This is a genomic window from Mucilaginibacter sp. P2_D11, from assembly GCF_056404435.1.
The window spans coordinates 13,543-36,796 of the sequence record NZ_JBFUEA010000012.1 but is presented as its reverse complement, the minus strand read 5'-3'; the positions used below and the strand labels follow the sequence as shown (position 1 = coordinate 36,796).

The window sequence follows — 23,254 nt, the reverse complement described above, 5'->3', positions numbered from 1 at the left end:
TGCTAAGTAAAATAGCCAGGATACATTTTAATGGAATGGTATATTTGAATAGGATTTTTAATGCAGACAAATATCATGACTAACGAGATAATCGGAAAATATGGGATTGATTTCCAAAACAGGATTGACGACGGAGAAGTAGATAAATTTCCGGGCTCAAACGGGCCGATGGATATCACCGGGCTACTATACGAATGGAAATCCGTTGAAGATATTAATAGCGGATTATTAGCTGATATTGAGGAAGCATTAGCGAATCCCCATAGCGAAGTAGAAAGCGGAAGCACGCCGGTGCTAATCACAATTCACAAAGATATTGTTTACTTCTATCCTACATGGAGTGAGGGTGTTTCTTCTATGCCGACAGCCGATTTAAAAGAAATCATTGTGGGCTGGCGCGATTTTTTACTAACGCCACCACTAAATGGTGCATCTATTTACTCTCCGGTAAATATCGGATACTGGGCTTTGGAAAAAATTAAAAAGGCGCGTTGAGTTCCTAAACCTTCTAAGAGGTTTTGAACAGGTATGGCATCTAATACCGTCGCCTATTGCAAATCATCATCCGGCAGGTGGTCATCGTCTTCCGGGTCGGGTTCGCGCACGTCATCGCCTACGCGTATCTCGCTAAGGTCGTTCCTGGCTTCCACCTCATCGTCAAAGTCTTCGTCCTCTTCATCATTCCAGTCGCCTTCTAAAACTTCGTCGTCTTCGTTTGGGTTTTGTAAGAAAAGCCTATCGTACATAAACCCTAATGTGCCTGCGTGTTGGTACCTGCTTTCAGAAAATTCCATAATTGAAACTGCTTATAACATAGATACGCTTAAGCAGACGATAAGTTTTTTTTGAGCGCGGATAAAAGCGTTAACAAATGTTTATAAAAAATCAACTGCTGTAATTTCCTTCACCTTATAATAGCCTTTTGCCTGCGGCAGGTAAACTTCAATCTCCTGCCAGGTGATTTTTAATTTTTTGCCCGCCAATTGTGCAACCGGTACAGTTAGCTTTTCCGAGCCTGCAAACTGCCGCAGCCATAAAAAAGATTTTTCGCTGCCGCTGTTATCGGCTATCACAATGTAGTTAAACCCTTTCAAGTCTACCCGTTTCAACACGCCCGAACTTACGCCCGCGCCAGCTTCGGTCTGCGCAGTACTCTGCACCATTTTCACCGATATTTTGGTAAAAGCATCGCAGTTTTGTTTCAAAAGGTTTTTGCCAATATCAATACCCAACTGGCGCATAGCTACTTGGTCTGTTGGGTCGATGTGCTTTTCGTCGGCTACTGCCATCAAAAGGTCTGTACGTTTGGCAAAGCACTCGGTAAATATGTTAATTGCATCCTGCTTGGATGTAATTTTGCTTACGTCTACCTTTGAGAGGCAGCTACAAATGGTATCAGTAACTATTTTTTCGGCCTGGCCAGGCGTTTGTGCTTTTGCCGATGTGTAAAAGGCTGCTATTATTAATAAAAGTAAAAGTTTTTTCATGCTGTGTTTGGTGTTGAGTGCCGGTTTGTTTCAGGCCATTAAATTACAATTAAAATTCGTTTTAAAAACCAATTAATATCATTACATTTGCAGCCCCGTAATAGCGGGTATTTAATTAAAAATCAAAGTATAACAATGCAACAGTACGAAATCGTGATCGTTCTAACCCCGTTGTTGTCAACAGAAACAGCTGCTGAGGCTATTGCCAAATACAGCAAAGTTTTAACTGACAACGGAGCCGAAATTGTCCAGGAGGATAATTGGGGTTTGAAGAAACTTGCGTACCCTATTCAAAAGAAGACTACAGGGTACTATCACTTAACTGAATTCAAGGCTCCCGGTGAAGTAATTAACAAAGTGGAAGTTGAATTAAGGCGCGATGAGCGTGTTTTGCGCTTCCTTACCATTGCTCTGGATAAACATGCAGTAGCATACAACGAGAAAAAACGCAGCGGCGCTTTCAACAAAAAGCCTGCAGCTAAAGTGGAGGAAAGCAAATAATGGCAAACGACCAAATTAAATACGTTACCGCTCCAAAGGTGGAGGATAACCGTAAGAAATACTGCCGTTTCAAAAAGAACGGTATCAAGTATATCGATTACAAAGACGCTAACTTTTTATTGAAATTCATCAACGATCAGGGTAAAGTATTACCACGCCGCTTAACCGGTACTTCGTTGAAATTTCAGCGTAAAGTGGCCCAGGCCGTTAAACGTGCACGCCACATTGGTTTATTACCTTACGTTACAGACTCATTAAAATAATCGGGAGGTTTACAAAATGGAAGTTATTTTAAAACAAGACGTTAAAAACCTGGGCGATAAAGACGATGTAGTAAACGTTAAACCAGGTTATGGCCGTAATTTCCTTATCCCTAAGGGTTATGCCATATTAGCCACAGAATCTGCACGTAAAGTATTGGCAGAGAACCTGAAACAGGCTCAATTCAAACAAGAGAAAATACGCAAAGATGCTGACGCTATTGCTGCACGTTTGGAAGGCGTTAAGCTTACCATTGGTGCTAAAGCAGGCGAAACCGGCAAAATATTCGGTGCTATCAATACCATACAGGTAGCTGATGCCTTGAAGAAAGAAGGTTTCGAAGTTGACCGTCGCCGTATCACTTTCGATCAGGAACCAAAATTCGTTGGCGAGTACATTGCAAACGTAAACCTGCATAAAGAAGTAAAAGTTCAGGTGCCTTTCGAGGTAGTAGCTGAGTAATTTTTATTTCGGAATTCCAATTTCGGATTTCGGACTTAGAATTTCGAATTTTTCAAAAAGGTGTTTTGCATTTGCAGAACACCTTTTTTGTTTCATAGCTTTACAGCATAATGGCCCCTAATACCCGCTCTGCAAAAAGCAAACCCTCTAAATCGAAATTCCGGAATCCGAAATCGAAATACGGAGGCATACTTCGTCTTGCATTCCGCATCGTAAAGCTCTTATTTATAGCATTCGTGGGCCTAAGCTTATTCGGCGTTATCCTTTTCCGCTTCGTAAACCCGCCGTTTACCTGGCTCATGGTACAACGCGGTTTTGAACAAAAAGCGGCAGGAAAACCATGGAAAGTAGATAAGCAATGGGTTGATTTTGAGGATATTGCCGACCCCATGAAACGTGCCGCCGTTGCCGCGGAAGACCAAACTTTCCTGGAAAATCACGGTTTCGATTTTAACGCCATACAAAAGGCCATCCAAAAAAACGCCAAAAGCAAAAAGCTTATCGGCGGCAGCACCATTACACAGCAAACTGCAAAAAACGTTTTCCTGTATCCAGGACGTTCCTTCGTACGCAAGGGCTTCGAGGCATGGTTTACTGTGCTGATAGAGGCTTTCTGGAGCAAGAAACGCACCATGGAGGTTTATTTGAACGTGATAGAAATGGGCGATGGCATCTACGGCATCGAAGCAGCCTCGCAGGCTTATTTCCATAAACCGGCATCGCAGCTAAACGCGCGCGAGGCGGCGGCCATAGCAGTGATATTCCCAAGCCCGCTCAGATGGTCGGCAACCAACCCGAGTACCTATTTAAAACACCGGCAATACCTCATCCGGCAAAACATGCGGAGGCTTGGGCCGCTGGAGTTTTAAGACAGCATTACGCAAAATCACCGGAGAAAAATCGGTGTTTTTCTTCAAAAATCTTAATGGAATCAGCGCATATCCCGGCTTTTTGTACTGAAGTAATGCATATTAATTCCGGCAAAAAATGACGGGCCTCGGCCGCAGCATTCCGCACCTATTTTTAGCAGGTATATTCAATTTCCCTGACAGTTATGGGACAGTGTTTAACTACTTATATTTCCAGTGCCTCGTCTTGCCCTCGCTTATCCATTCGAGTCCCTCCTTCAAACGCTTCTCGCGGGTGGCTTCGCTTTTGGCATCTTCAAACCAGGTGATGTATTCCTTTTTTTGCGATGGGCTGAATTTTTCGAAGTGTTCTTTGGCGGCAGGGGTTTGGCCGAGCAGTTCGGCAAGGTAAACCGGGGTATCCATGGCTACGGCTGCGGGTTTGGTGGCAACCTTTTTTGCCGCTGCGGGTTTGGCAGCATTTAAGGCCCCTTTTTGAGCTATAGCCTGGTGGATGTACCAAATGAGGATATCGTCGTCGGGTATATCAGCAACCGTGAATAACTTGCCTATACTGCCTGCCGATTCGCCGCCCTCGGTATGCAATATCTGGTGCGGGTCGGGCAGCAGGTCGGCTTTCCAAAAGCCGAAACCGGCATGTTGCTTAAAAGCCATCATAAAGCAAAGCACCCCATTATATTCAAAAAACGGCGCGCTCCATTTCATGGTTTCGGTAATCCCGGGCGAGGCGCGATGCACCAGCTCACGCAGGTGTTTTAGGATAGGTTTTGCAAAATCTGCCGACTTTTCTATGTAGGCATCAACGCGGCTGTCGTACTTTTCCATAATTTAGGGTTGATAAAAGTAAATGTATAAAAAGGCTGCGAAAAACAAACCGCCTTCAAATATTTATCAGGCATTAAAGTATTTTAAATCAGCGGCTTCGCCTCCGAAAATTTCCTTTTAAGAAAAAGTATCGTAAATTCGACCAGCAGTTTAACCCTATGATAAAGCGCGTCGCCCTGTTTTTATCGATATTTTGTTTAACCACCATTTTATTTAGCAGCTGTAAACTGGATGCGCCAGTGTACCCAAAATCCGATGTGACGACGGATCCCCCGGTTGTTTTGCCCCCGGTAGTAGTGGATGATGGTAGCAACCCGCCTACCGATGCTACTTACACCGTGCCTATCGGCGCGGTTAATACCATCGTTTTCCAGGTGGATGGCGGCGAAACGGTAACGATTACCGGAGCCACCGCAGATGTAACGCCCATAGGCAGCGTAGCAACTTCGGGTTATACCAGCCTGCTTGCCAATCTGGCCGACCCGGAAGTGACCTTTCAGCTAAATTTTAGCTCGATAAATGAGGGGCAGTTCGCCAACGACCTTTTAGGTATGGAGTACCAAACCCTTAAACTGAGCGACGATGGCAGCGGAACCGTAAAAGCCAGCACCTTTAAAAAGATAGGCGACTCGTATCACATCAGGGGCTATTTCCGCGTACTGGCTACCAATGATGCCGATGGCATCAAGCACCTGGTAGTCGGCTCCTTCAATATCGCTCAGTAAAGCACTAAGCGCGCAGCAATTCTTTGATATCAGGATGAGCCTGCGAAGCAAGGAACTCGGTTATGGTAAACTCGGCCAATTCGTGCTTGTAGAAAGGATCCTCCGCAATTATCATTTCTAATGCCTCCTTCGAATCTGCCTGGGCGATGATAATACCGCCCGTGCGCGGCGCCTTACGGCCCGACATAATAAACACGTCGGCCTTGTAATACTTTTTAAGGTATTTTACGTGGTCGGTCATGTGCGCGTCCAGTTCTTCCAGCGGCACGATGTAGTGGAGGTTGATGATGAACATTATAAATACAGTTCTTTTACGAACTTTAGTAAAAGCTGTTTGTTGATGCTGCTTTCTTCGCTTTTGTCATAAAGCGTAAGCATATTTATCAAGGTAGTGTCTTCCGCTTCGTTAACGAGGTAAGTAATTATTCTATAGCCGCCGCTTTTGCCTTTACCCTTGCTTGTCACAGCCAACCTTAATTTGTATAAGCCCGCCCCGAGTGCTACACCCTGTAAGGGATTATTAAGCAAACTTGTTTCAAGCATCTCCAAATCGGCTACGAGGGACGCATGCTTCTTTTTCAAATCTTTTGCTTTATTTATAAACCGCGAAGAGTAAATTATTTTATTAGGCATCAGATATCTTTAAGGCTTAAGGGCTTAAGTTTACCTTCCTGCATCTGCTTAACTTCTTTCAACGCATCAATTATCTCCAAAGTAAGTTCGCTTTCTTTAGGGGCCTCGATAACTTTAGCTTTAAATTTCTTTAAAATAGTTAATACCAACTCTGCGTCGCTATCTTTTACTTGTACGGTGAAAGTTGTCATAAACAAATTTAAAAAATATTAGGCAATCATCAAATTCCTAAGCAATGGGATGTAACGATTAAATTAAGACTGCCATTCTGGTTAGGCTTGCCATCTGGGTCGAGATTTCAATATTTTGCTAAATCGATTTAAAATTAAATTTGATATGTTAAACATTAAATTCTACCTTGGTTTACCAATTACCTAACACCGTCGTGCCAGCCAAAGTTTGTCATCTGTTGTATGCGTTTATCATAGTATGTTGTTTTACGGCATGTAAGATGGACCCGGTAGTATATCCGAATAAACCAGGCGGGCCAACCCATCCGGATACCACCGCTACCGACACTGCAAGTACCGACACTGTAACCACCCCACCGCCCATAGCTGATAACCTGCTTACCGGCTGGTGGGTACCCGCATCAAGCAATACATCGGGCAATATTTATTTCGGTGCCGACCATTTTTTCTTCAGGGATACCCTAAACAAAAATGTCGCACCTGCGGCGGGCTTTTGGCGAACCGACCGCGATGCCGTTATATACAATTACTTTGTGCCTAACGCCCCTGCGGATGCGGTATTTTTGGTGAGCAAATTAACGGCGGACAGCCTGCTGATCAATATAAGCGGCACCGTTGCAACCTATATCAAAATCAGCCTTCCTGCTATAACCTCACCCCCAATAAGCACCCTAGCGGGCACAGGCGTGTCAGGGTATTCTACCGATGGGCCCGGCGCTACTACAAAGATAACGGCTGGTGGTGGCCTGCTGGTTGATAAAAATGGCGATGTGATTTTTTGCGATCGATATAACGGCGTGGTACGCAAGATCAGTGCCGATGGCAACACATCAACTGTGGCCGGCCAGTATAATAAATTCACTGCAACGTACGCTGATAATTCTAATGCAACTGCCGTCGCGCTGTCTTTCCCTACGGGTTTGGCAGAGGATGCAAGCGGCAACCTTTACATTACAGAAGCAACGCCCGGCAGGCTAAGCAAGGTAACGCCCGACGGCAAAATTAAATGCATTGCAGGCTGCACCATTTTACCCCAAGGTGGTTTCAGCGGCGATGGCGGGCCTGCCGTGGCCGCACAATTCAATGGCCTGGACGGCATAACATTGGATGGTGCAGGCAACATTTACCTGGCCGATTTGGGCAACCACCGGATAAGGATGATAAGCGCTGCCGATGGTAACATAAGCACCTTTGCAGGTAGCGGCGTAATAGGATACAACGGCGAAGGCATACAAAAATCGGTTGCTGATATTAATCCGGCAGGCATCGCTACGGACACAAGAGGCAATATCTACTTTGCTGATTATTATACTCACCGCATCCGTAAGATAGAGGCAATTTCGGGCAACGTAGTTACCAGAGGCGGGGATGGCGTTTTGGCCACCAGCGGCGATGGCGGCTACGCTATTGCCGCACGGGTAGCCAACCCGATAGGTATATGTATAAGCAATGGCGACATTTACTTTACCGAGCAAGCAGGCAACGTGGTGCGGAAAATAGATGGCGGCACGGGGATGATATCCAAAGTGTGCGGTACCGGTTTCGGTAATTACTCGGGCGATGGCATACACGCAACCGCCTATTCTACAGCATTGCCATACGGCGTTGCAGTTGATGCCAAAGGGAATGTTTATGTGAGCGAGACGGGGCGGATAAGGAAGATACTGGCGAAGTAAGTTAGCTTACGCTACCACCAAATCGCCAAACAGCTGCTTATGCCAGCTATCTTTAAACAGCACTTCCCATTTGGTTTGCAAATCGGCAAGGGTTTGGGCCAGGTTGTTGAAAACGATGGTATCTGAGGTGATTTTCCCTTGCTTCAGCAGCTCTTCAAACTGATTGCGGGGCACGGATACTATTTCTTCGCCACTGCGGTAAGCCAGATTGAACCTATCGAACAGGTTGATGCCGAACTGCTGCTCCAACTGTTTCATAAAGTTTACCGATTTATCTATCGAGCAGCCGCTTGCGCCTGCCTGGCTTTCATCAACAAACAAAATAAGGAAGCGATTGTACCTGATTTCGGCTTTGGCTTTCAGTTGGTTGCTATGGGCCGTCCATACGGTGGTGAAATTATCCAGCAATACCTGTATTTGCAGGGTTTCGGCATCGGTTAGTTTACGGTCGGACTGGTACACCCAAACCCTCGAATGTGAAGAAAATTCCATAAAGCAAATTTATTCAATTTATTAACTTGGGGATAGTGTTTGTTGTCATGCTAAGATCACTTCTACCAAAGATGAAAAAAGCATCCTTTATTGGTATCGCGTTACTCATAATGCCCCTGCTGTACGGCTTTGTGGCTATTATGGATGAGCAGGCATGGGTGAACTGGAGCAACAGGGCCTTAACGGAAGCATATGACCCATCGGGCGAACCCGATATTGCCAAGTGGGAAATAACCCTCACTACCGACCATTTTATCCGCATCCGGAAAACTTATCAACAGGGCAATCAGGAGTATTATTCCTTCAATATCAAACGCATCAGGGGCATGGATTACCTGCGCGCTACAGCCGATACCCTGGCCGACAGCCTCCAAATACACACCCTTACCGATGATATCATTATCCAAACATTTGATGACCCCAATGGCGATTTGGATTCGGTAGCCACATCGCTAACGATCCCGGTAAGCAACTTGGGCCCGGGCAGGCTGGATAGTTTGAAGGAGGCGATTACTTTTTTGAAAAAGAAGGGGATGTAATAGGCTAATTATTGTTTAAGCCTCCGCCACTGCCTAAGCGGCATATATACACCTTGTACTGAAGCCCATATTTCAACGGCATCCTCAAAGTTCTTGTATTTTAAAAAATTGGCTTTAATGCGCAAATCCATTCGCGTTTCAAAACGCCACTGGCCGTTATTGCCAACCAATCTGGAATAATAAGGATTAGTTTTTGTTGGGCCACTTTGGTCTAAAATAGCAAATCGTACTTTGATACCCTTTTTATTTAGCGCGTCAAATTCCGCCGCCAATTGCTGTACTTCTTTTAGCTGATAAATTTTATCAGCTAAAAAATCTTCGGGTTTTCTTTGCTGATAAAGCGAAAGACCTTTGTCCGACGCGCTCTTCCCAACCGCATTCATTAACGTGGTAGCCGCAAAACACAGTGTTATGAACAGGCGAAGCGTTCTCATTCCCTATAACCAAGCAGTTCTAAACTAACTTCCTGCATGTTGCTTTTTCCGGTAAACAAATAGCGGCACATAAGCGCCCTGACCAAGATCCAATATCTCTAAATACGGTTCTATTTCGGATTTAGTTATATACTTTTTTTTGATACGAAAAATGTATTGGGTATCATACCCTGAAGCGTCCTTATAACCAACAGATATTTCACAGTCTGAATTAGGCAAGGTTACTCTGTCAGTAATCAGCGCAAAGACGGTTTTTTTGCTTTTGCCCAGACCTTTTGCTAATTGTTTGGCCTCATCAATTTTAAGTATTTTATCTATCAGGACTTTTTCCTCTTTTTTAGTTTGTATAAAAGTGGAAACAGATGACTTTACTTTTGCGTTTGCTAAAAGTGTGCTTAATATTGTTAACAACAAAAAAGCGATTTTTACTCTTTTCATTTTATCAAGTTATAATCCGTTAGCCCGCACGGTTATCTCGGCAATATCCAGCACTTTTATTTCCTGCTCCTTGTCCATATGCTTTACGCCATCACTTAGCATCGTCATGCAGAAGGGGCAGCCAGAGGCGATGACGTCGGCTTTGGCTTCGAGCACATCAAGCATGCGCTCGTCGTTGATATCTTTATTGCCTTTTTCGGGTTCCTTGAACATCTGTGCACCGCCGGCGCCGCAGCAAAGGCCATTACTTTTGCAGCGTTTCATTTCTACCAGTTCGGTATCCAAAATCTCCAAAGCAGCGCGGGGGGCTTCGTAAACGCCGTTGCCGCGGCCCAGGTAACATGGGTCGTGGAAGGTAATGCGGCGGCCTTTGAAGCTTTCCCCGCCTTCGGCTTTCAGCTTGCCATCATCAATAAGGCCCTGTATCAGCTGGGTATGGTGTATCACCTCATATTTGCCGCCAAGGCCGGGGTATTCATTGGCCAGGGTGTTGAAGCAATGCGGACAGCCTGTTACTATCTTTTTAACCTCGTAAGCATTCAGCAGCTCTATATTGGTCATAGCCTGCATCTGGAACAGGAACTCGTTGCCTGCCCGCTTGGCCGGGTCGCCGGTGCAGCTTTCTTCGGTACCCAACACGGCGTAGCTTATGCCGGTATGCTGCAGTATCTTGCAGATATCGCGGGTAATCTTCTGAGCCCGCTCGTCGAAACTGCCTGCGCAACCTACCCAAAAAAGTATTTCGGGCGTTTTGCCTTCGGCAGCCATTTGGGCCATGGTGGGCACAGTTAATATTTCGGATTTCGAAATTTCGATCTCGGATTTATTTGGGGTTTCTTCCATCTTCTATTTTAAAACTGCAAACCGGCAATCGATTACTCTTCTTCCTTTATATCGGCAATAAACTCGTTGATGCTGGCGTAACTGCTAAATTTTATGGCCGAATTGATTACGTTTAGCTGGTTGAGGATATCCAGCGCAATTTGCAGCGCCTGGGCCTCCTGTCCTATCATCCTTGGGTCCCAATTAGTCCCTATCAGCGTATCGTTCTCGGCCATGCCCACGCACCACTCCTCCAGGAAAAAAGCCAGGGGAATTTCCGTAGGCGTATAATCCTTCCAATCGTCGCGAGCGCTAGCCTTTGCATATGCCCGGTCCGACCAAAACGGGATCACATCCACGGCTTCATCCTCAGCCGACGATGAATTTGCCCAGCCCTTCTTATCCTTTAAGCCCCATACTAATTTAGAGGCTGCCACTTTTTCGATAAACAATTCGTAACCTTTTTCCATTTTAAAATTTCTTTATCAATTCTTATCCGCACATCGTTTACTCAGACCTCAGCCCAACCCTGAGTAAACGACTCTTATCTACTCTTTTAAAACTGCTCGGTGCCCACTGGGAACTGCTAACTTTTTTCTGCCCAGTTCAACCTGTCGGCCTGGCTGTACTTCCAGGGGGCACCGTTATTCTCCATATTGCCGAACATATTGTTGAGGCTTGCCGGTGCCTGCGATTCTTCCATCACCACGTAGCGGCGCATCTCTGTAATAATCTCCAGCGGGTTTATGTTTACCGGGCAGGCCTCTACGCAGGCATTGCAGGTGGTGCAGGCCCACAACTCCTCACGGGTGATATAATTATCCAGCAGGGTATTATCGTCAGTGAAATCCTTGCCGTGTTTGTCTATATTGTTGCCCACTTCAGTTAACCTGTCGCGGGTATCCATCATTATCTTGCGGGGCGAAAGCAGCTTGCCGGTGATGTTTGCCGGGCAAACAGATGTGCACCTGCCGCATTCGGTACAGGTGTAGGCTTCCATCAGGTTTTTCCAGGTGAGGTCGGTAACGTCCTTTACGCCGAAACGGCTCACTTCGGTAGCTTCGGGCACAAAAGATGGATCGAGCATGGCCTTAACCTCGTTGGTAACGGATGCCATATTGCTGAACTCTCCTTTAGGTTTTAAGTTGGAGTAATACACATTTGGGAATGCCAAAAGGATATGGAAATGCTTGGAATAGGGCAGGTAATTGAGAAATGCCAGTATCCCCACGATGTGGAACCACCAGCAACCGCGTTCGATGAATTCGAGCGCTGCTGCGCCGGAGGGTAGCAAGGGCGCTATAAGGCCACTCCCCGGAAAATTGCCCGCAGCAACGTAATGGCCAATATGTAAGGCCTGCAGCTTATAGTCGGCAGCGTTCATGGTGAGGAAGGCCGTCATCAGCAGGATCTCTGTAATGAGGATGTAGTTGGCATCAGATTTTGGCCAGGCCGTCATCTCCGTGCCGCTAAAGCGTTTTAATTTGATGATGTTGCGCCTCGCCAAAAACACCACGCAAGATACCAGCACCAGCAAAGCCAGCACCTCGAAGCTGCCGATCAGCAGCCCGTATAAGCTGCCCAGCGGCCCGGAGAATATCCGGTGCGAGCCGAAGATGCCATCAATCATAATCTCCAGCACTTCCAGGTTAATAATAACGAAGCCTACGTATATGAAAAAGTGCATCACCGCAGCCGTGGGGCGCTTTACCATTTTGGTTTGGCCAAGGGCTACTTTGGCCATAATGCGCCAGCGGGCGCCGGGGTTATCGCTCCTGTCGGTATCCTTACCCAACAATATATTGCGCCTTACCTTTGCAACGTTCTTACCAAACAGGTAAGCGGCCGCCAGTAGTATGATGATGAAAATTACCTGTCCAATCATTATGCATGCATAGTATTAAAGGCTAAAGTATAAATTAGTTTGTGAAGATTGTTTAAATGTTGAAAGGTTTAAAAGTTGTAAAGTTGCAATGTTAAAAAAAATGTCACAGGTTAGAATAGAAGTTGAAGTGTTGGAAAGTTAAAATAAAAAACTTACGCCTTTAATTCGCTGAAAACCAACCTTACAACCTTTCAACCTTCCAACCTTCCAACCCGTCTCCTCAAAAAATTGAAAAAAAACTTTACAGGAATAAAAAAAACGCTACATTTGCAAACCTTAAACGGAACGCGGTACCATAGCTCAGATGGTAGAGCAATGGACTGAAAATCCATGTGTCACTGGTTCGATCCCAGTTGGTACCACAAAAAAAGTCGAAAGCCTCTTAGAGAAATCTGAGAGGCTTTTTTGTTAGCAGAGCAACAAGCATTTGTTGTGCTTTTTTTGTAAATTTGGTATAACCGTAATATCCTATGAAGCTTAACCGTAAGATTGCCATGGTAGCAAACCATATAAAAATGGAAGATGAGGATACGCTCGACGTAACCTTTTGGTTAGCGCAAACGCCCGCCGCTAGACTGGCCGAAGTTTTTAGGCTACGCAAAAACTATTTTACATGGGCCAATGGTTCGTTCCCTCAAAAAATGGATAAAGTTGCTAGCCAAAGAAAAATGTAATGTTCGAACAGGATTTTATAGACTTTATTGCGCTCTTAAATCAACACTCGGTAGACTACATGGTAGTTGATGCCCATGCTCTGGCGTTCCACGGTAGACCAAGGCATACCGGCGACCTGGACATTTGGATTAAACCAAGTGAGCAAAATGCAGCCAAATTAGTCGATGCGTTAAAGGATTTTGGTTTTGCATCGTTAGGCCTTACAAAGGCAGATTTTTTGAAAGATAATTACGTTACGCAATTAGGGTACCCGCCATTGCGGATAGATATTTTAAATTCCATCTCCGGAGTTGACTTTGATGATGCATACACAAATAAAATCGAAGGAGAAGTAGATGGGCTTGATGTGAAATTCATCAACGTTTCAGAGTTTATCAAGAACAAGGAGGCTTCGGGACGACAAAAAGATTTAAGTGACATCGAGTCTCTCCAAAAGAAAAAATAAAATCCTTGCGTCGCTGGTTCGATCCCAGTTGGTACCACAAAAAAAGTCGAAGGCCTCTTAGAGAAATCTGAGTGGCTTTTTTATGCGTTAAAGTGCCATTAGAAGCTAAAAATGTAGTTTTTAATAAATTTGATGGTTAACCGGAAAAACCAATCAGATTGCAGATTAACTGGGTATCAGCCATGAGTTTGTAAGTAAAAAACTCATCCACAACAAATAAAGCAAATTCCATTTATTGAACTTGTTCAATATTTTTATGCATTGGGTAGTCGCACCTTTGCATAATCAGCTATTGCGGAATTCTTCAGAGTTGAAAACAACAAAATAGCTGAACATTGGGACGTAATACAGGCTGCTCCTGATACTTCTGCCAACCCACACCCCATGTTTTAAAAACTAATATCTACATAGAAAATTAAAGCTTTGAAAAGAAAACATTTTTTAACGAAAAGTCTTTGGGGGTTAGGTTCTATTATAGCATTACCTACTGTTATTTCGTCTTGTTCAAAAGATGAAGATGCAACCGATCCGGGTACTTCGGGCGGTGGTAATTGTACTATTTCGCCAACCGAAACCAAAGGGCCATTCCCCATACAAACTCCAGCTCAATATGTAAGAGCAAGTATCATTGGAGACAGAACAGGTATTGCTCTTTTAATGACCCTAACTATACATGACCAAAGCAATGGTTGTGCTCCGCTTGCAAACGTACTTGTGGATGTTTGGCAATGTGATAAAGACGGATTATACTCTCAATATGCAAGTCAAACTAGTGCGAATTATTTACGCGGCAGGCAAACCACAAATACAAATGGACAGGTGTCGTTCCTGAGCATATTCCCCGGTTGGTATCCGGGCAGAGCACCACACATTCATGTTGAAATATTAACACCGGGCGGAAGCTCACTTTTAGTAACGCAAATTGCCTTTCCGGTTTCCACTTACACGGCGATTTATGCAACAAATGGTTACAACGGAGCTCCCGATACCTCAAACACACAGGACAGTATATTTTCAGATAGCCTAAACGGAAACATGGCTGATTCAATTACAGGAAATAATACCGATGGCTACACCTTATTTAAAACAATTACAGTAGCATAGTTAAAACAAAAGTGGTAAAGGATCGATATTTTACTTTACACTACTTTACTCAAAAACACGAAGCAGAAATCCCTTGTCGCTCGTTCGATCCCAACTGATAGGACAAAAAAGACTACATGCTCTCTATGTCACAAGAAGTTTTGTAAGCCTTCAGAAATAATCTGAGGGCTTTTTTTATTTTTGTCTTTACCGGCTACATACAAATAAGCGTAAGCAACCGGTAAATTCAATGAAAAAAACCTTATTATCAATTGTACTTTTATTAATGGCATGCTTCACTAAAGCACAGCAACAAGACTCGGTAATTACGAAACTCGGTAAATTATCCAACATCAACTACGAACTTCAACCTCGCGTGGAGGACAGTTTTCTAAGTGACTATATATCTGGAAAAATAGCTGTACCCGGTAATCTACCTTCCAATTCTCCTGATTACGCCGTAGCATGCATGCATATTGATAGCAATGGCCAAGTAAATGATGTACGTTTGGTCAAAAGCTTTTCGCCGATTGTAGATAGCAGTGTATTACACCTTTTGAATTCATTGCCGGCCATCAAGCCAGCTCAGGCCAATGGCCACCGTGTATCATTGGACTATGTGGTAGGAGTAAGGTTTGGGAAAGTCCATTGGGATGACCCGACTGCACAATCTATTGGTTTTGCTTTTACACCAATGCAGCTTCGTGATCCAAATAACACCGATAAGGTCTTCGCCGCGGTGCAATCGCCCCCGTCTTTTCCGGGAGGATTTAAAGCATTAACGGAATATTTTAAAAAATATATAGTATATCCAAAAACAGCTAAGGCCAAAGGCATACAAGGCACAGTGGCTATGACCTTTGTAGTAAGAAAAGACGGTTCGCTTACTGATTTGATGGTTTTAAGTTCACCTAATGACGACCTTAGTGAGGAGGCTTTACGAGTAATGCGTAATTGTCCTGCCTTTATACCTGGAATGCAAAGCGAACAAGCAGTAAACTGTTCTTATACGATCCCGATGAAATTTAATTTGTAGACAATCATAAAACCAATACTTGTTTGCATAAGTATTGGTTTATGATAATTAAACTACTCTTCACCACAAAATAAAAAAGCCTTTAGTCGAAAGATTAGAGGCTTTTTCTGTGCTCGATCCGTGATAATCCCGTTGGCTTGGTTTTATAAATCAACCTGGTGTAAACCAACCCAATTTCTCTGTGGATACAGCAACAAAATAGCACTCACAGTTTCATTGATTAGTTCGATGTTCTAATCCGTCAAAACCGTTTTTTTAGGGGGCCTCATTAACCCAATCCGGCCATATCGATCCTTTGTACTTTAGCGATCATTTTTTCAAGTGCATCTATATCGAAAGGCTTCGCCAGGTAAGCATCAGCACCAGCACGTTGAGCCAATATTTCAATGTCGCTGTTGGCAGAAAAGTAAACTACCGGCGTATCCCTAAAATCGGCAGAACCCTTTAGCACGCGTGTTGCTACGATCCCGCCCTCATCGGGTATCCAATTATCCATGAAGATAACGCCAGGCCGAACACCGGCCAGTTTGTTTAAAATATCGTTGCAATCATTAAAAGCGTGTACTGTCCAACCCAGTTCGGTAAGGATATAGGAACAGATAGCGAGTATATCTTCATCATCATCAAAAATCGCAACCGTTCTGTTTTGAAAATGCGTCATAAACTAAACATCATTAATGATAAAGCGTCTCTTACCTCATTTTTGGCATTGTGAAACGGAAACAAGTTCCTTTCTTCAATTCGCTGTCGACCCTGATCATGCCACCATGCGTGTAAACAAAATCTTTAACCAGTAATAGCCCAAGCCCACTGCCTCTTTCTTTGGCGGTACCTAACAGCGAAGCGGCGCTGGCATTTCCAAAAAGCATCGCCCGGGTTTGTTGCGTCATACCCACTCCGGTATCTTGTACACATATCTCCACCATGCCATCGACTACGGAAGCGCTTACTGATACCACTCCGCCAGCCGGGGTGTATTTAATGGCGTTAGTAACCAGGTTTTGTAAGATAGAGCGGAACATTAGTGCATCCGCGTGAATATACAGTTCATCTGACGTCTGATTTTCCAGGCTTAGTTCCTTTTGCTGCGCAATTTCCCGGAGCAGATCCAACGATTCATTGATGCATCGGCGAAGGTGCAGTTCCTGGGGGTCAAAATTTATCTTCTCGCGTTGCTCCTTAGCCCATTCCACCAATTCATTCAGCTGGTCTAATATTTTATGGGATGTTCGCTGTATAATACCCGCGAACATCTTGATCTTTTCTGGCTGCAATGTTTCAGCATTCCTGGTTAGATTTTCGGAGGAGGCCAGCAGTGCTGTGAGCGGGTTACGCAGATCATGCGAGATCACCGACAAAAATTTATCCTTAGACAAGTTTAGTGCCTTTAACTCCTGGTTGAGGCTCTCCAGCTCGATCGTACGCTCCAAAACCCGCTGTTCCAAACCCTGGTTTAGTTGGATCAGGTCCTGGTTTATAGCCTGCATTTTTTCCTCCTGCCTTTGCAGCAATTGATTTTTACGATAGAGGTCGGTAAAAACAGCCGCCTTCGACCGCAACATTTCAGGATTAAAGGGTTTACGGATAAAATCCACCGCACCGGCCTTGTAGCCTTTAAATATGGCGGCTTCCTCGTAATCATGCGCGGTAATAAAAATGATCGGGATATGTCGCAACTTATCCCGTTGATAGATCAGTTCGGCAGTTTCGTAGCCATCCATGATCGGCATCTTTACATCCAGCAGAATCAAGCTAAAATCATCGTCCTTCAATAATATCCGCAGCGCCTCCCTACCGGAGGTAGCTTTAGAAAAAGCATATTTTTCCTTTTCAAGCACAACCTCCATAGAAAGCAGGTTATTCTCATTGTCATCTACCAGGAGTATCTTAATCACAGGTTCTTCTCGCATCATGCATTGGGCTATGTGTAATATTACTTGATCAGCCAAACCCGCATCAGGGCTAATAACTGGTCTGTTTTTACTGGCTTGGTGATATAATCAGAAGCGCCGGATGAAATACATTTCTGCCGGTCGCCGATCATCGCCTTGGCGGTTACAGCAATAATGGGCAGGCTTTTATTTCGCTGTTCCTTCCTTATCATCTGAATTGTTTCATAACCATCCATCTCGGGCATCATGATATCCATCAACACGATATCAATGCCTTTATCCTTGTTCAGTATCTCCAGCGCCTCCCGGCCACTTTCCGCGGTTATTACATCGATCTTTGACCGTTCAAAAACGGCTGTAAGGGCAAACAGATTTCGGACATCGTCGTCCACAACGAGCACCTTTTTGTTGTCCAGAACATCTTTGGTATCCCGCACGCTGTTAATCATCTTCAGCTTACTTTCGCTGATATATTTTTTATCGATATGCAGCAACACGAGAATCTCTTCGAGGAGGTAGAGGTGGGATGAAGCCGTCTTGGTAATGATCTTATGATTCAACCGTTTCAGCTGGATGAGTTCGTCTTGGGTAAAATCACGCGCGGAATGCAGTAAGATCTTGGTTTGCGCCTGTTTCAGCGAATTAATCTTATGTAGCAGTTCCATACCGTTGGCATCCGGCAGCACATAATCCAGCACGATACAATCAAACAAATCTTTTTTCAGTACCGACAGCGCTTTTTTGGCGGTAGTTGCACTAAATATTTCTATTTGGTCGTTAGTCAATAGTTCTGATACGCGCTTTAGTTCTTCTTCGTTATCCTCTATTACCAATACTTTTCTCTTGGCCTGCTGGTGGAAGTTAACGATTCCGGAGATCAGTTCATCCAGCGAAGTATTGGACAGCGGTTTGAGACTGAATGATCTGGCCCCCGACTTCAAAGCCATGAGCTTATTATCTTCGCCCGATATGACATGTACGGGGATGTGCCTCAAATTAATGTCTGCTTTTATAAGCTTCAGTATCTTCCAGCCGTTTGATTCGGGCATGTTCACATCCAGCGTAATTGCAACGGGGCTATACTTAATGATACTATCGAATATTTCCAGATAGCTGATCGCGACGACCACCTTCAGGTTAAGATCATGCGCCTTATCGATCAGGATCTTGGTAAAGCGCAGGTCATCCTCTATCACCAACAGTACTTTGTCTTCCGCCACAATGTTATGACGGTCATCGTCAATGGCCAGTTCAGCACTATCAATCAGGTTGGTTCGTATATGCGCCACGGGGTAAGCTTCTTTTGCTTTAACCTGTGCCGATTTTTCTTCTTTATATTTGAGCGGCAGGAAAAGCGTAAAGGTACTGCCCTTGCCCAGTTCGCTACCTACTGTAATGGTGCCACCTAACAGCTCGGCAAAGCCTTTGCTGATAGACAGCCCCAGGCCGGTACCACCATATTTCCGGCTGGTGGAACCTTCGGCCTGTTGGAAGGCCTCGAAGATAATACCCTGCGTATTTTTGGAAATGCCGATGCCTGAGTCTTCGATAGAAAAGGCAATGACAGAATCATTTGGGCTAAGCGGATTTTCCTGCCCGGGTGCCGGCCTGAAAATACCCAGCTTCACCCGCCCTTTTTCGGTAAACTTGAACGCATTAGATAGCAGGTTCTTCAATATTTGGTTCAGGCGCTGCATATCCGTCTCCATCAGTTCGGGCAACCCATCCTCCATCTCAATCTCGAATTTAAGATTCTTGGCTTCAGAAATCGGTTTAAAAGTAGATTCGGCGAAAGCGGTGATCTCTTTAAAACTAACCGGCATAACGTCTGCCGCAATCACGCCCGACTCTATTTTGGATAAGTCGAGGATATCGTTGATCAACTGGATCAGGTCATCCCCGCAGGAATGGATGGTTTTGGCAAACATCCGTTGCTTCTCGGTCAGATTACCTTCCGGATTTTCAAAAAGCTGCTGTGCCAGTATCAGTAAACTATTCAGAGGGGTACGCAATTCATGCGACATATTAGCCAGGAATTCCGATTTATACTTAGAGGTGAGGGTTAGCTGCTCCGCTTTTTCTTCCAAAGAGCGGCCTTTATCATGCAATTCGTCATTCGCGCGCCTTAACTCTTCTTGCTGGGATGAGAGCTCACTGGCCAGGGATTGCGATTGTGCCAACAGCTCTTCGGTGCGGGTATTGGTTTCGATGTTGTTCAATACGATACCTATACTTTCGGTCAGCTGGTCCAAAAAGTCGATGTGGGTGTCGCTGAAATTCTCAAAGGAAGCCAGCTCAATAACTGCCTTGATATTGTTTTCAAACAATACCGGCAAGATCACCAAATCAATTGGCGCAGCACTGCCTATGCCCGAACTGATCTGCAGGTATTCGTTCGGTACATTAGATAGCCTGATACGCTCCTTATCGGTGGCACATTGCCCTACCAGCCCCTCATTGAGCGAAAACTCCTGGTCAATCAGCTTCCGGCTTTTTTGCGCGTAACCGGCAAATAATTTCAATTTTGGTTCATCCGATAGTTCAGGTTGCTCTAAGATGTAGAAAGCGCCGTATCGGGCGTTTACCAGTTCGGCCAATTCGGATAATACCTTATTGGCCACCGCATTCCTGTCGCGCTGGCCCTGTAGCATCTGTGCAAATTTGGCCAGATTGGATTTGAGCCAATCCTGTTCGTGGTTACGCAAAGTAGTGCCTTTCAGGTTAGCAATCATCTGGTTAATGGTATCTTTTAAAGCTTCCAGCTCACCTTTAGCATCCACACGGATAGTACGGGTTAAATCGCCTTTGGTTACTGCCGAAGCCACTTCGGATATTGAACGTACCTGTACCGTTAGGTTTTGCGCCAGCTGGTTCACGTTCTCCGTTAAATCCTTCCAGGTGCCTGAAGCGCCCGGTACACTGGCCTGGCCGCCTAAGCGCCCTTGTACACCAACCTCACGCGCCACGGTGGTTACCTCATCCGCAAATACCGCCAGCGTATCAATCATTTCGTTAATCGTATCCGTTAATTGGGCTACCTCACCCAAAGCATTAATTGATAAGCGCTGTTTCAAATTGCCTTTGGCGATACCAGTGGCTACTTTCGCGATACCACGAATCTGCCCGGTTAAATTGGAGGCCATCTGGTTTACCGAATCCGTTAGGTCCTTCCAGGTACCACCTACACCTTTTACGTGCGCCTGGCCGCCCAACTTGCCTTCGGTACCTACTTCACGCGCTACGCGGGTTACTTCTGATGCGAAGGAATTCAGCTGATCCACCATCGTATTAATGGTGTTCTTCAAATCCATTATCTCCCCCTTTACATCGATGATTACCGTTTTTGAGAGGTCACCGCTCGCCACTGCTTTCGTTACTTCGGCAATGTTTCGCACCTGCGATGTAAGATTACTCGACATCTGGTTTACTGAATCCGTTAGATCCTTCCAGGTTCCGGCAACACCCGGCACAAATGCCTGGCCGCCAAGGTTACCATCGGTACCTACTTCACGTGCCACACGCGTTACCTCGGATGCAAAACCACGCAGCTGATCCACCATCGTATTAATGGTTTCCTTCAATTGAAGGATCTCGCCACGCACATCCACCGTGATTTTTTTGGATAAGTCTCCATTCGCTATCGCGATGGATACATCCGCAATATTTCTTAACTGGGCGGTTAAGTTACCGGCCATTTTATTTACCGAGTCGGTCAAATCCTTCCAGGTGCCATCTACACCCGGTACATTCGCCTGGCCGCCCAATTGCCCTTCTGAACCTACCTCACGCGCCACACGGGTAACTTCGGAGGCAAAACCTCTCAACTGATCCACCATGGTGTTGATCGTATCCTTCAATTCCAGCAATTCGCCTTTGGCATTTACCGTGATCTTTCGGGAAAGGTCGCCTTTGGCTACTGCGGTAGTTACTTCTGCTATATTACGCACCTGCGAAGTCAGGTTATCTGCCATTTTATTTACCGAGTCGGTTAAATCCTTCCAGGTACCCCCTACGCCAGGTACATTTGCCTGGCCGCCCAGCTGCCCTTCAGAACCCACCTCACGCGCCACGCGGGTTACTTCCGAGCCAAAGGAATTCAGCTGATCAACCATGGTATTGATGGTGATCTTGAGTTCAAGCATTTCGCCCTGTACATCCACTGTGATTTTCTTAGACAAGTCTCCCTTCGCCACTGCCGTAGTTACTTCGGCGATGTTACGCACCTGGCCGGTGAGATTACCTGCCATCTGGTTCACAGAGTCGGTCAAATCCTTCCAGGTGCCACCCACACCCGGCACATTCGCCTGGCCGCCTAACTGCCCTTCCGAACCCACCTCGCGCGCCACACGGGTTACTTCAAAAGAAAACGAGTTGAGCTGGTCAACCATGGTATTGATGGTGTTCTTTAGCTCCAATAACTCACCTTTAGCATCTACCGTGATCTTTCGGGAAAGATCGCCCTTAGCCACCGCCGTTGTTACCCAGGCTATATTTCGTACCTGGTCGGTGAGGTTACTGCCCATCTGATTTACCGAGTCGGTGAGGTCTTTCCACACACCACCTACCCCTTTCACCCGCGCCTGTCCGCCCAGTTTACCTTCAGTACCTACTTCCAGCGCCACACGCGTTACTTCTGAGGCAAAGGAGTTGAGCTGATCAACCATGGTATTGATAGTTTTCTTCAGTTCCAGCATTTCGCCTTTTACATCCACGGTGATTTTTTTGGACAAGTCTCCGTTTGCCACTGCCGTAGTTACGCCAGCTATATTCCGCACCTGCGAAGTTAAGTTACCCGCCATCCTGTTTACCGAGTCAGTTAAATCCTTCCACGTGCCCGCAACGCCCGGCACTTTGGCCTGGCCCCCCAGCTTACCTTCGGTACCTACTTCCAACGCCACACGCGTTACTTCCGAAGAAAAAGAGTTTAGCTGATCTACCATTGTATTAATGGTGTTCTTGAGTTCCAATATCTCGCCTTTGGCCTCTACCGTGATTTTACGCGAAAGGTCGCCTTTGGCTACGGCAGTAGTTACTGCCGCTACGTTTCGCACCTGGGCGGTCAGGTTGCCTGCCATTTGGTTCACCGAATCTGTTAATTCAGCCCATACGCCGGCCACGCCTTTTATTTTGGCTTGTTCGCCCAGCTTGCCTTCCGAACCTACCTGCCGTGCCACGCGCGTTACCTCCATCGAAAACAATTGCAGTTTGGATAGCATCTGGTTAGATTCTTTAGCAATGCGCAGGAATTCTCCTTTTAGCGGGTGTCCCTTAATTTCCAGGGGAATATGTTTAGATAAATCGCCGTTTGCTACAGAGTTGATCATGCCTGCGATCTCCAGCGTGGGGGAAGTGAGGTCTTCTATCAGGTTGTTTAGCGAACTGACGCCATTAGCCCATTCACCTTTGGCATCAGAAAGTTCAATGCGTTTGGACAGATTACCGCGCTTACCGATAGTTCTTTCTGCCGAAGATATCTCGGCAACAAAACGCTCGTTCATGTCAATAATATCGTTCAGCACTTCGCAAATACGGCCGTTGATGCCCGCCTGCGTAACCGGCATTCGAACATCCAATCTGCCATTTTTGACCAGAGACAATACCTTGAGCAATTCCTTGACATCAATCGCATCGGTCTGGTGCTCATTAATCACCCGGGTACCGGCAAGAACTTCATTTAAAAGATCTTCTTTCATACAGTTAGGTTTATAAATTGTGATAGTAAAGTTTTTTCAATAAAGCAGATACTAAGTATTAAAATTAAACAGCAAGAGCGCTAACATACCATTTCATGGTTGTGCCTAAATTATAAATTTAATTATATATTTACTTATAAGAAAATGTGCGTTGTCCGGGGAGTTTTAACAATATAATGTTTCTTCAAAC

27 protein-coding genes and 1 tRNA gene are annotated in these 23,254 nt (G+C 45.3%); 13 read left to right on the top strand and 15 right to left on the bottom strand.

From position 1 onward, the window contains the following. Positions 1–75 precede the first annotated feature (75 nt). Entirely contained in the window at positions 76–495 is a 420-nt protein-coding gene (locus tag AC1DXC_RS18900; protein ID WP_477460735.1) for a hypothetical protein, read from the top strand. A 53-nt stretch (positions 496–548) separates the two neighbouring features. Here AC1DXC_RS18900 and AC1DXC_RS18895 read toward each other — a convergent pair whose 3' ends face one another. Next, positions 549–794, bottom strand: coding sequence for a hypothetical protein (locus tag AC1DXC_RS18895; RefSeq protein WP_477460734.1), 246 nt, complete (start codon positions 792–794; stop codon positions 549–551). Positions 795–875: 81 nt separating this feature from the next. Beyond that, on the bottom strand, positions 876–1,487 hold the full coding sequence (locus AC1DXC_RS18890; protein ID WP_477460733.1) for a hypothetical protein: 612 nt from the start codon (positions 1,485–1,487) through the stop codon (positions 876–878). A gap of 135 nt (positions 1,488–1,622) precedes the next feature. Here AC1DXC_RS18890 and rpsF point away from each other — a divergent pair, with 135 nt between their 5' ends. From rpsF to mtgA, 4 genes are all read left to right on the top strand, one after another. Continuing rightward, positions 1,623–1,988 (top strand): 30S ribosomal protein S6, encoded by a 366-nt coding sequence (gene rpsF / locus AC1DXC_RS18885; RefSeq protein WP_477460732.1) that lies wholly within the window; start codon positions 1,623–1,625, stop codon positions 1,986–1,988. Next, positions 1,988–2,251 carry a 30S ribosomal protein S18 gene (rpsR, locus tag AC1DXC_RS18880; RefSeq protein WP_067054791.1) on the top strand — a complete coding sequence of 88 codons (264 nt, stop codon included), beginning with the start codon at positions 1,988–1,990 and terminating at the stop codon, positions 2,249–2,251. Before rpsF ends, rpsR begins: the two co-directional genes overlap by 1 nt. Positions 2,252–2,267: 16 nt before the next feature. Further along, on the top strand, positions 2,268–2,711 hold the full coding sequence (gene rplI, locus AC1DXC_RS18875; RefSeq protein ID WP_477460731.1) for a 50S ribosomal protein L9: 444 nt from the start codon (positions 2,268–2,270) through the stop codon (positions 2,709–2,711). Positions 2,712–2,821: 110 nt separating this feature from the next. Continuing rightward, entirely contained in the window at positions 2,822–3,580 is a 759-nt protein-coding gene (mtgA, locus tag AC1DXC_RS18870) for a monofunctional biosynthetic peptidoglycan transglycosylase (RefSeq protein ID WP_477460730.1), read from the top strand. A gap of 201 nt (positions 3,581–3,781) precedes the next feature. On the opposite strand, the gene AC1DXC_RS18865 is transcribed toward mtgA, so the two are convergent. After that, positions 3,782–4,405: a YdeI/OmpD-associated family protein gene (locus tag AC1DXC_RS18865; RefSeq protein ID WP_477460729.1), complete on the bottom strand. Its 624-nt coding sequence runs from the start codon at positions 4,403–4,405 to the stop codon at positions 3,782–3,784. A 158-nt stretch (positions 4,406–4,563) separates the two neighbouring features. On the opposite strand from AC1DXC_RS18865, the gene AC1DXC_RS18860 reads away from it, so the two are divergent. Beyond that, entirely contained in the window at positions 4,564–5,130 is a 567-nt protein-coding gene (locus AC1DXC_RS18860) for a hypothetical protein (RefSeq protein ID WP_477460728.1), read from the top strand. Between the two features lie 4 nt (positions 5,131–5,134). Here AC1DXC_RS18860 and AC1DXC_RS18855 read toward each other — a convergent pair whose 3' ends face one another. The 3 genes from AC1DXC_RS18855 to AC1DXC_RS18845 are packed head-to-tail and all read right to left on the bottom strand — an operon-like array spanning position 5,135 to position 5,954. Then, positions 5,135–5,425 carry a YciI family protein gene (locus tag AC1DXC_RS18855; RefSeq protein WP_477460727.1) on the bottom strand — a complete coding sequence of 97 codons (291 nt, stop codon included), beginning with the start codon at positions 5,423–5,425 and terminating at the stop codon, positions 5,135–5,137. After that, positions 5,425–5,712 (bottom strand): type II toxin-antitoxin system RelE/ParE family toxin, encoded by a 288-nt coding sequence (locus AC1DXC_RS18850; RefSeq protein WP_477460726.1) that lies wholly within the window; start codon positions 5,710–5,712, stop codon positions 5,425–5,427. The genes AC1DXC_RS18855 and AC1DXC_RS18850 overlap by 1 nt, the downstream gene beginning before the upstream one ends. A 50-nt stretch (positions 5,713–5,762) precedes the next feature. Beyond that, positions 5,763–5,954, bottom strand: a complete 192-nt coding sequence (locus tag AC1DXC_RS18845; RefSeq protein ID WP_477460725.1) for a hypothetical protein — start codon at positions 5,952–5,954, stop codon at positions 5,763–5,765. Positions 5,955–6,214: 260 nt separating this feature from the next. Between AC1DXC_RS18845 and AC1DXC_RS18840 the strand changes: the two genes are divergently transcribed. Further along, positions 6,215–7,630 (top strand): NHL domain-containing protein, encoded by a 1,416-nt coding sequence (locus AC1DXC_RS18840; RefSeq protein ID WP_477460724.1) that lies wholly within the window; start codon positions 6,215–6,217, stop codon positions 7,628–7,630. A gap of 6 nt (positions 7,631–7,636) precedes the next feature. On the opposite strand, the gene AC1DXC_RS18835 is transcribed toward AC1DXC_RS18840, so the two are convergent. Continuing rightward, on the bottom strand, positions 7,637–8,122 hold the full coding sequence (locus AC1DXC_RS18835) for an ABC transporter ATPase (RefSeq protein ID WP_477460723.1): 486 nt from the start codon (positions 8,120–8,122) through the stop codon (positions 7,637–7,639). Between the two features lie 71 nt (positions 8,123–8,193). On the opposite strand from AC1DXC_RS18835, the gene AC1DXC_RS18830 reads away from it, so the two are divergent. Next, complete coding sequence (locus tag AC1DXC_RS18830; RefSeq protein WP_477460722.1) at positions 8,194–8,661, top strand: hypothetical protein; 468 nt, start codon at positions 8,194–8,196, stop codon at positions 8,659–8,661. Positions 8,662–8,669: 8 nt separating this feature from the next. On the opposite strand, the gene AC1DXC_RS18825 is transcribed toward AC1DXC_RS18830, so the two are convergent. The 5 genes from AC1DXC_RS18825 to AC1DXC_RS18805 form a co-directional block, all read right to left on the bottom strand. Continuing rightward, the gene (locus AC1DXC_RS18825) at positions 8,670–9,095 is read right to left on the bottom strand and encodes a hypothetical protein (RefSeq protein ID WP_477460721.1); all 426 of its coding nucleotides are present in this window, start codon (positions 9,093–9,095) and stop codon (positions 8,670–8,672) included. A 24-nt stretch (positions 9,096–9,119) separates the two neighbouring features. After that, a complete protein-coding gene (locus AC1DXC_RS18820) occupies positions 9,120–9,533 on the bottom strand; it encodes a hypothetical protein (protein ID WP_477460720.1) in 414 nt (137 codons plus the stop codon). Positions 9,534–9,542: 9 nt separating this feature from the next. Beyond that, complete coding sequence (locus AC1DXC_RS18815; RefSeq protein WP_477460719.1) at positions 9,543–10,376, bottom strand: (Fe-S)-binding protein; 834 nt, start codon at positions 10,374–10,376, stop codon at positions 9,543–9,545. Between the two features lie 32 nt (positions 10,377–10,408). Further along, positions 10,409–10,825, bottom strand: a complete 417-nt coding sequence (locus tag AC1DXC_RS18810) for a DUF2750 domain-containing protein (protein WP_477460718.1) — start codon at positions 10,823–10,825, stop codon at positions 10,409–10,411. A 116-nt stretch (positions 10,826–10,941) separates the two neighbouring features. Continuing rightward, positions 10,942–12,240 carry a 4Fe-4S dicluster domain-containing protein gene (locus AC1DXC_RS18805; protein WP_477460717.1) on the bottom strand — a complete coding sequence of 433 codons (1,299 nt, stop codon included), beginning with the start codon at positions 12,238–12,240 and terminating at the stop codon, positions 10,942–10,944. Between the two features lie 289 nt (positions 12,241–12,529). Here AC1DXC_RS18805 and AC1DXC_RS18800 point away from each other — a divergent pair. From AC1DXC_RS18800 to AC1DXC_RS18780, 5 genes are all read left to right on the top strand, one after another. Then, positions 12,530–12,602, top strand: a tRNA-Phe gene (locus tag AC1DXC_RS18800). Positions 12,603–12,710: 108 nt separating this feature from the next. Continuing rightward, positions 12,711–12,914, top strand: coding sequence for a hypothetical protein (locus AC1DXC_RS18795; RefSeq protein WP_477460716.1), 204 nt, complete (start codon positions 12,711–12,713; stop codon positions 12,912–12,914). Continuing rightward, positions 12,914–13,360: a hypothetical protein gene (locus AC1DXC_RS18790; RefSeq protein ID WP_477460715.1), complete on the top strand. Its 447-nt coding sequence runs from the start codon at positions 12,914–12,916 to the stop codon at positions 13,358–13,360. Before AC1DXC_RS18795 ends, AC1DXC_RS18790 begins: the two co-directional genes overlap by 1 nt. 423 nt (positions 13,361–13,783) lie before the next feature. Further along, positions 13,784–14,464: a dioxygenase family protein gene (locus AC1DXC_RS18785; protein WP_477460714.1), complete on the top strand. Its 681-nt coding sequence runs from the start codon at positions 13,784–13,786 to the stop codon at positions 14,462–14,464. Between the two features lie 229 nt (positions 14,465–14,693). Beyond that, entirely contained in the window at positions 14,694–15,479 is a 786-nt protein-coding gene (locus tag AC1DXC_RS18780; RefSeq protein ID WP_477460713.1) for an energy transducer TonB, read from the top strand. 268 nt (positions 15,480–15,747) lie between these two features. On the opposite strand, the gene AC1DXC_RS18775 is transcribed toward AC1DXC_RS18780, so the two are convergent. From AC1DXC_RS18775 to AC1DXC_RS18765, 3 genes are read right to left on the bottom strand one after another with little or no spacing between them, the layout of a single operon-like run. After that, on the bottom strand, positions 15,748–16,140 hold the full coding sequence (locus AC1DXC_RS18775; protein WP_477460712.1) for a response regulator: 393 nt from the start codon (positions 16,138–16,140) through the stop codon (positions 15,748–15,750). 31 nt (positions 16,141–16,171) lie between these two features. Continuing rightward, positions 16,172–17,389 (bottom strand): hybrid sensor histidine kinase/response regulator, encoded by a 1,218-nt coding sequence (locus AC1DXC_RS18770; protein WP_477460905.1) that lies wholly within the window; start codon positions 17,387–17,389, stop codon positions 16,172–16,174. A gap of 23 nt (positions 17,390–17,412) precedes the next feature. Next, entirely contained in the window at positions 17,413–23,064 is a 5,652-nt protein-coding gene (locus tag AC1DXC_RS18765; RefSeq protein WP_477460711.1) for a HAMP domain-containing protein, read from the bottom strand. Positions 23,065–23,254 lie beyond the last annotated feature (190 nt).

Coding starts and splice junctions, on each gene's coding strand:
- rpsR (WP_067054791.1), top strand. CDS start 1,988: ATGGCAAACGACCAAATTAAATACGTTACCGCTCCAAAGGTGGAGGAT.
- AC1DXC_RS18815 (WP_477460719.1), bottom strand. CDS start 10,376: ATGGAAGAAACCCCAAATAAATCCGAGATCGAAATTTCGAAATCCGAA.
- AC1DXC_RS18900 (WP_477460735.1), top strand. CDS start 76: ATGACTAACGAGATAATCGGAAAATATGGGATTGATTTCCAAAACAGG.
- AC1DXC_RS18855 (WP_477460727.1), bottom strand. CDS start 5,425: ATGTTCATCATCAACCTCCACTACATCGTGCCGCTGGAAGAACTGGAC.
- AC1DXC_RS18890 (WP_477460733.1), bottom strand. CDS start 1,487: ATGAAAAAACTTTTACTTTTATTAATAATAGCAGCCTTTTACACATCG.
- AC1DXC_RS18820 (WP_477460720.1), bottom strand. CDS start 9,533: ATGAAAAGAGTAAAAATCGCTTTTTTGTTGTTAACAATATTAAGCACA.
- AC1DXC_RS18790 (WP_477460715.1), top strand. CDS start 12,914: ATGTTCGAACAGGATTTTATAGACTTTATTGCGCTCTTAAATCAACAC.
- AC1DXC_RS18765 (WP_477460711.1), bottom strand. CDS start 23,064: ATGAAAGAAGATCTTTTAAATGAAGTTCTTGCCGGTACCCGGGTGATT.
- AC1DXC_RS18795 (WP_477460716.1), top strand. CDS start 12,711: ATGAAGCTTAACCGTAAGATTGCCATGGTAGCAAACCATATAAAAATG.
- AC1DXC_RS18770 (WP_477460905.1), bottom strand. CDS start 17,389: ATGCGAGAAGAACCTGTGATTAAGATACTCCTGGTAGATGACAATGAG.
- AC1DXC_RS18775 (WP_477460712.1), bottom strand. CDS start 16,140: ATGACGCATTTTCAAAACAGAACGGTTGCGATTTTTGATGATGATGAA.
- AC1DXC_RS18805 (WP_477460717.1), bottom strand. CDS start 12,240: ATGATTGGACAGGTAATTTTCATCATCATACTACTGGCGGCCGCTTAC.
- AC1DXC_RS18895 (WP_477460734.1), bottom strand. CDS start 794: ATGGAATTTTCTGAAAGCAGGTACCAACACGCAGGCACATTAGGGTTT.
- mtgA (WP_477460730.1), top strand. CDS start 2,822: ATGGCCCCTAATACCCGCTCTGCAAAAAGCAAACCCTCTAAATCGAAA.
- AC1DXC_RS18865 (WP_477460729.1), bottom strand. CDS start 4,405: ATGGAAAAGTACGACAGCCGCGTTGATGCCTACATAGAAAAGTCGGCA.
- AC1DXC_RS18845 (WP_477460725.1), bottom strand. CDS start 5,954: ATGACAACTTTCACCGTACAAGTAAAAGATAGCGACGCAGAGTTGGTA.
- AC1DXC_RS18840 (WP_477460724.1), top strand. CDS start 6,215: ATGGACCCGGTAGTATATCCGAATAAACCAGGCGGGCCAACCCATCCG.
- AC1DXC_RS18830 (WP_477460722.1), top strand. CDS start 8,194: ATGAAAAAAGCATCCTTTATTGGTATCGCGTTACTCATAATGCCCCTG.
- rplI (WP_477460731.1), top strand. CDS start 2,268: ATGGAAGTTATTTTAAAACAAGACGTTAAAAACCTGGGCGATAAAGAC.
- rpsF (WP_477460732.1), top strand. CDS start 1,623: ATGCAACAGTACGAAATCGTGATCGTTCTAACCCCGTTGTTGTCAACA.
- AC1DXC_RS18835 (WP_477460723.1), bottom strand. CDS start 8,122: ATGGAATTTTCTTCACATTCGAGGGTTTGGGTGTACCAGTCCGACCGT.
- AC1DXC_RS18825 (WP_477460721.1), bottom strand. CDS start 9,095: ATGAGAACGCTTCGCCTGTTCATAACACTGTGTTTTGCGGCTACCACG.
- AC1DXC_RS18810 (WP_477460718.1), bottom strand. CDS start 10,825: ATGGAAAAAGGTTACGAATTGTTTATCGAAAAAGTGGCAGCCTCTAAA.
- AC1DXC_RS18780 (WP_477460713.1), top strand. CDS start 14,694: ATGAAAAAAACCTTATTATCAATTGTACTTTTATTAATGGCATGCTTC.
- AC1DXC_RS18860 (WP_477460728.1), top strand. CDS start 4,564: ATGATAAAGCGCGTCGCCCTGTTTTTATCGATATTTTGTTTAACCACC.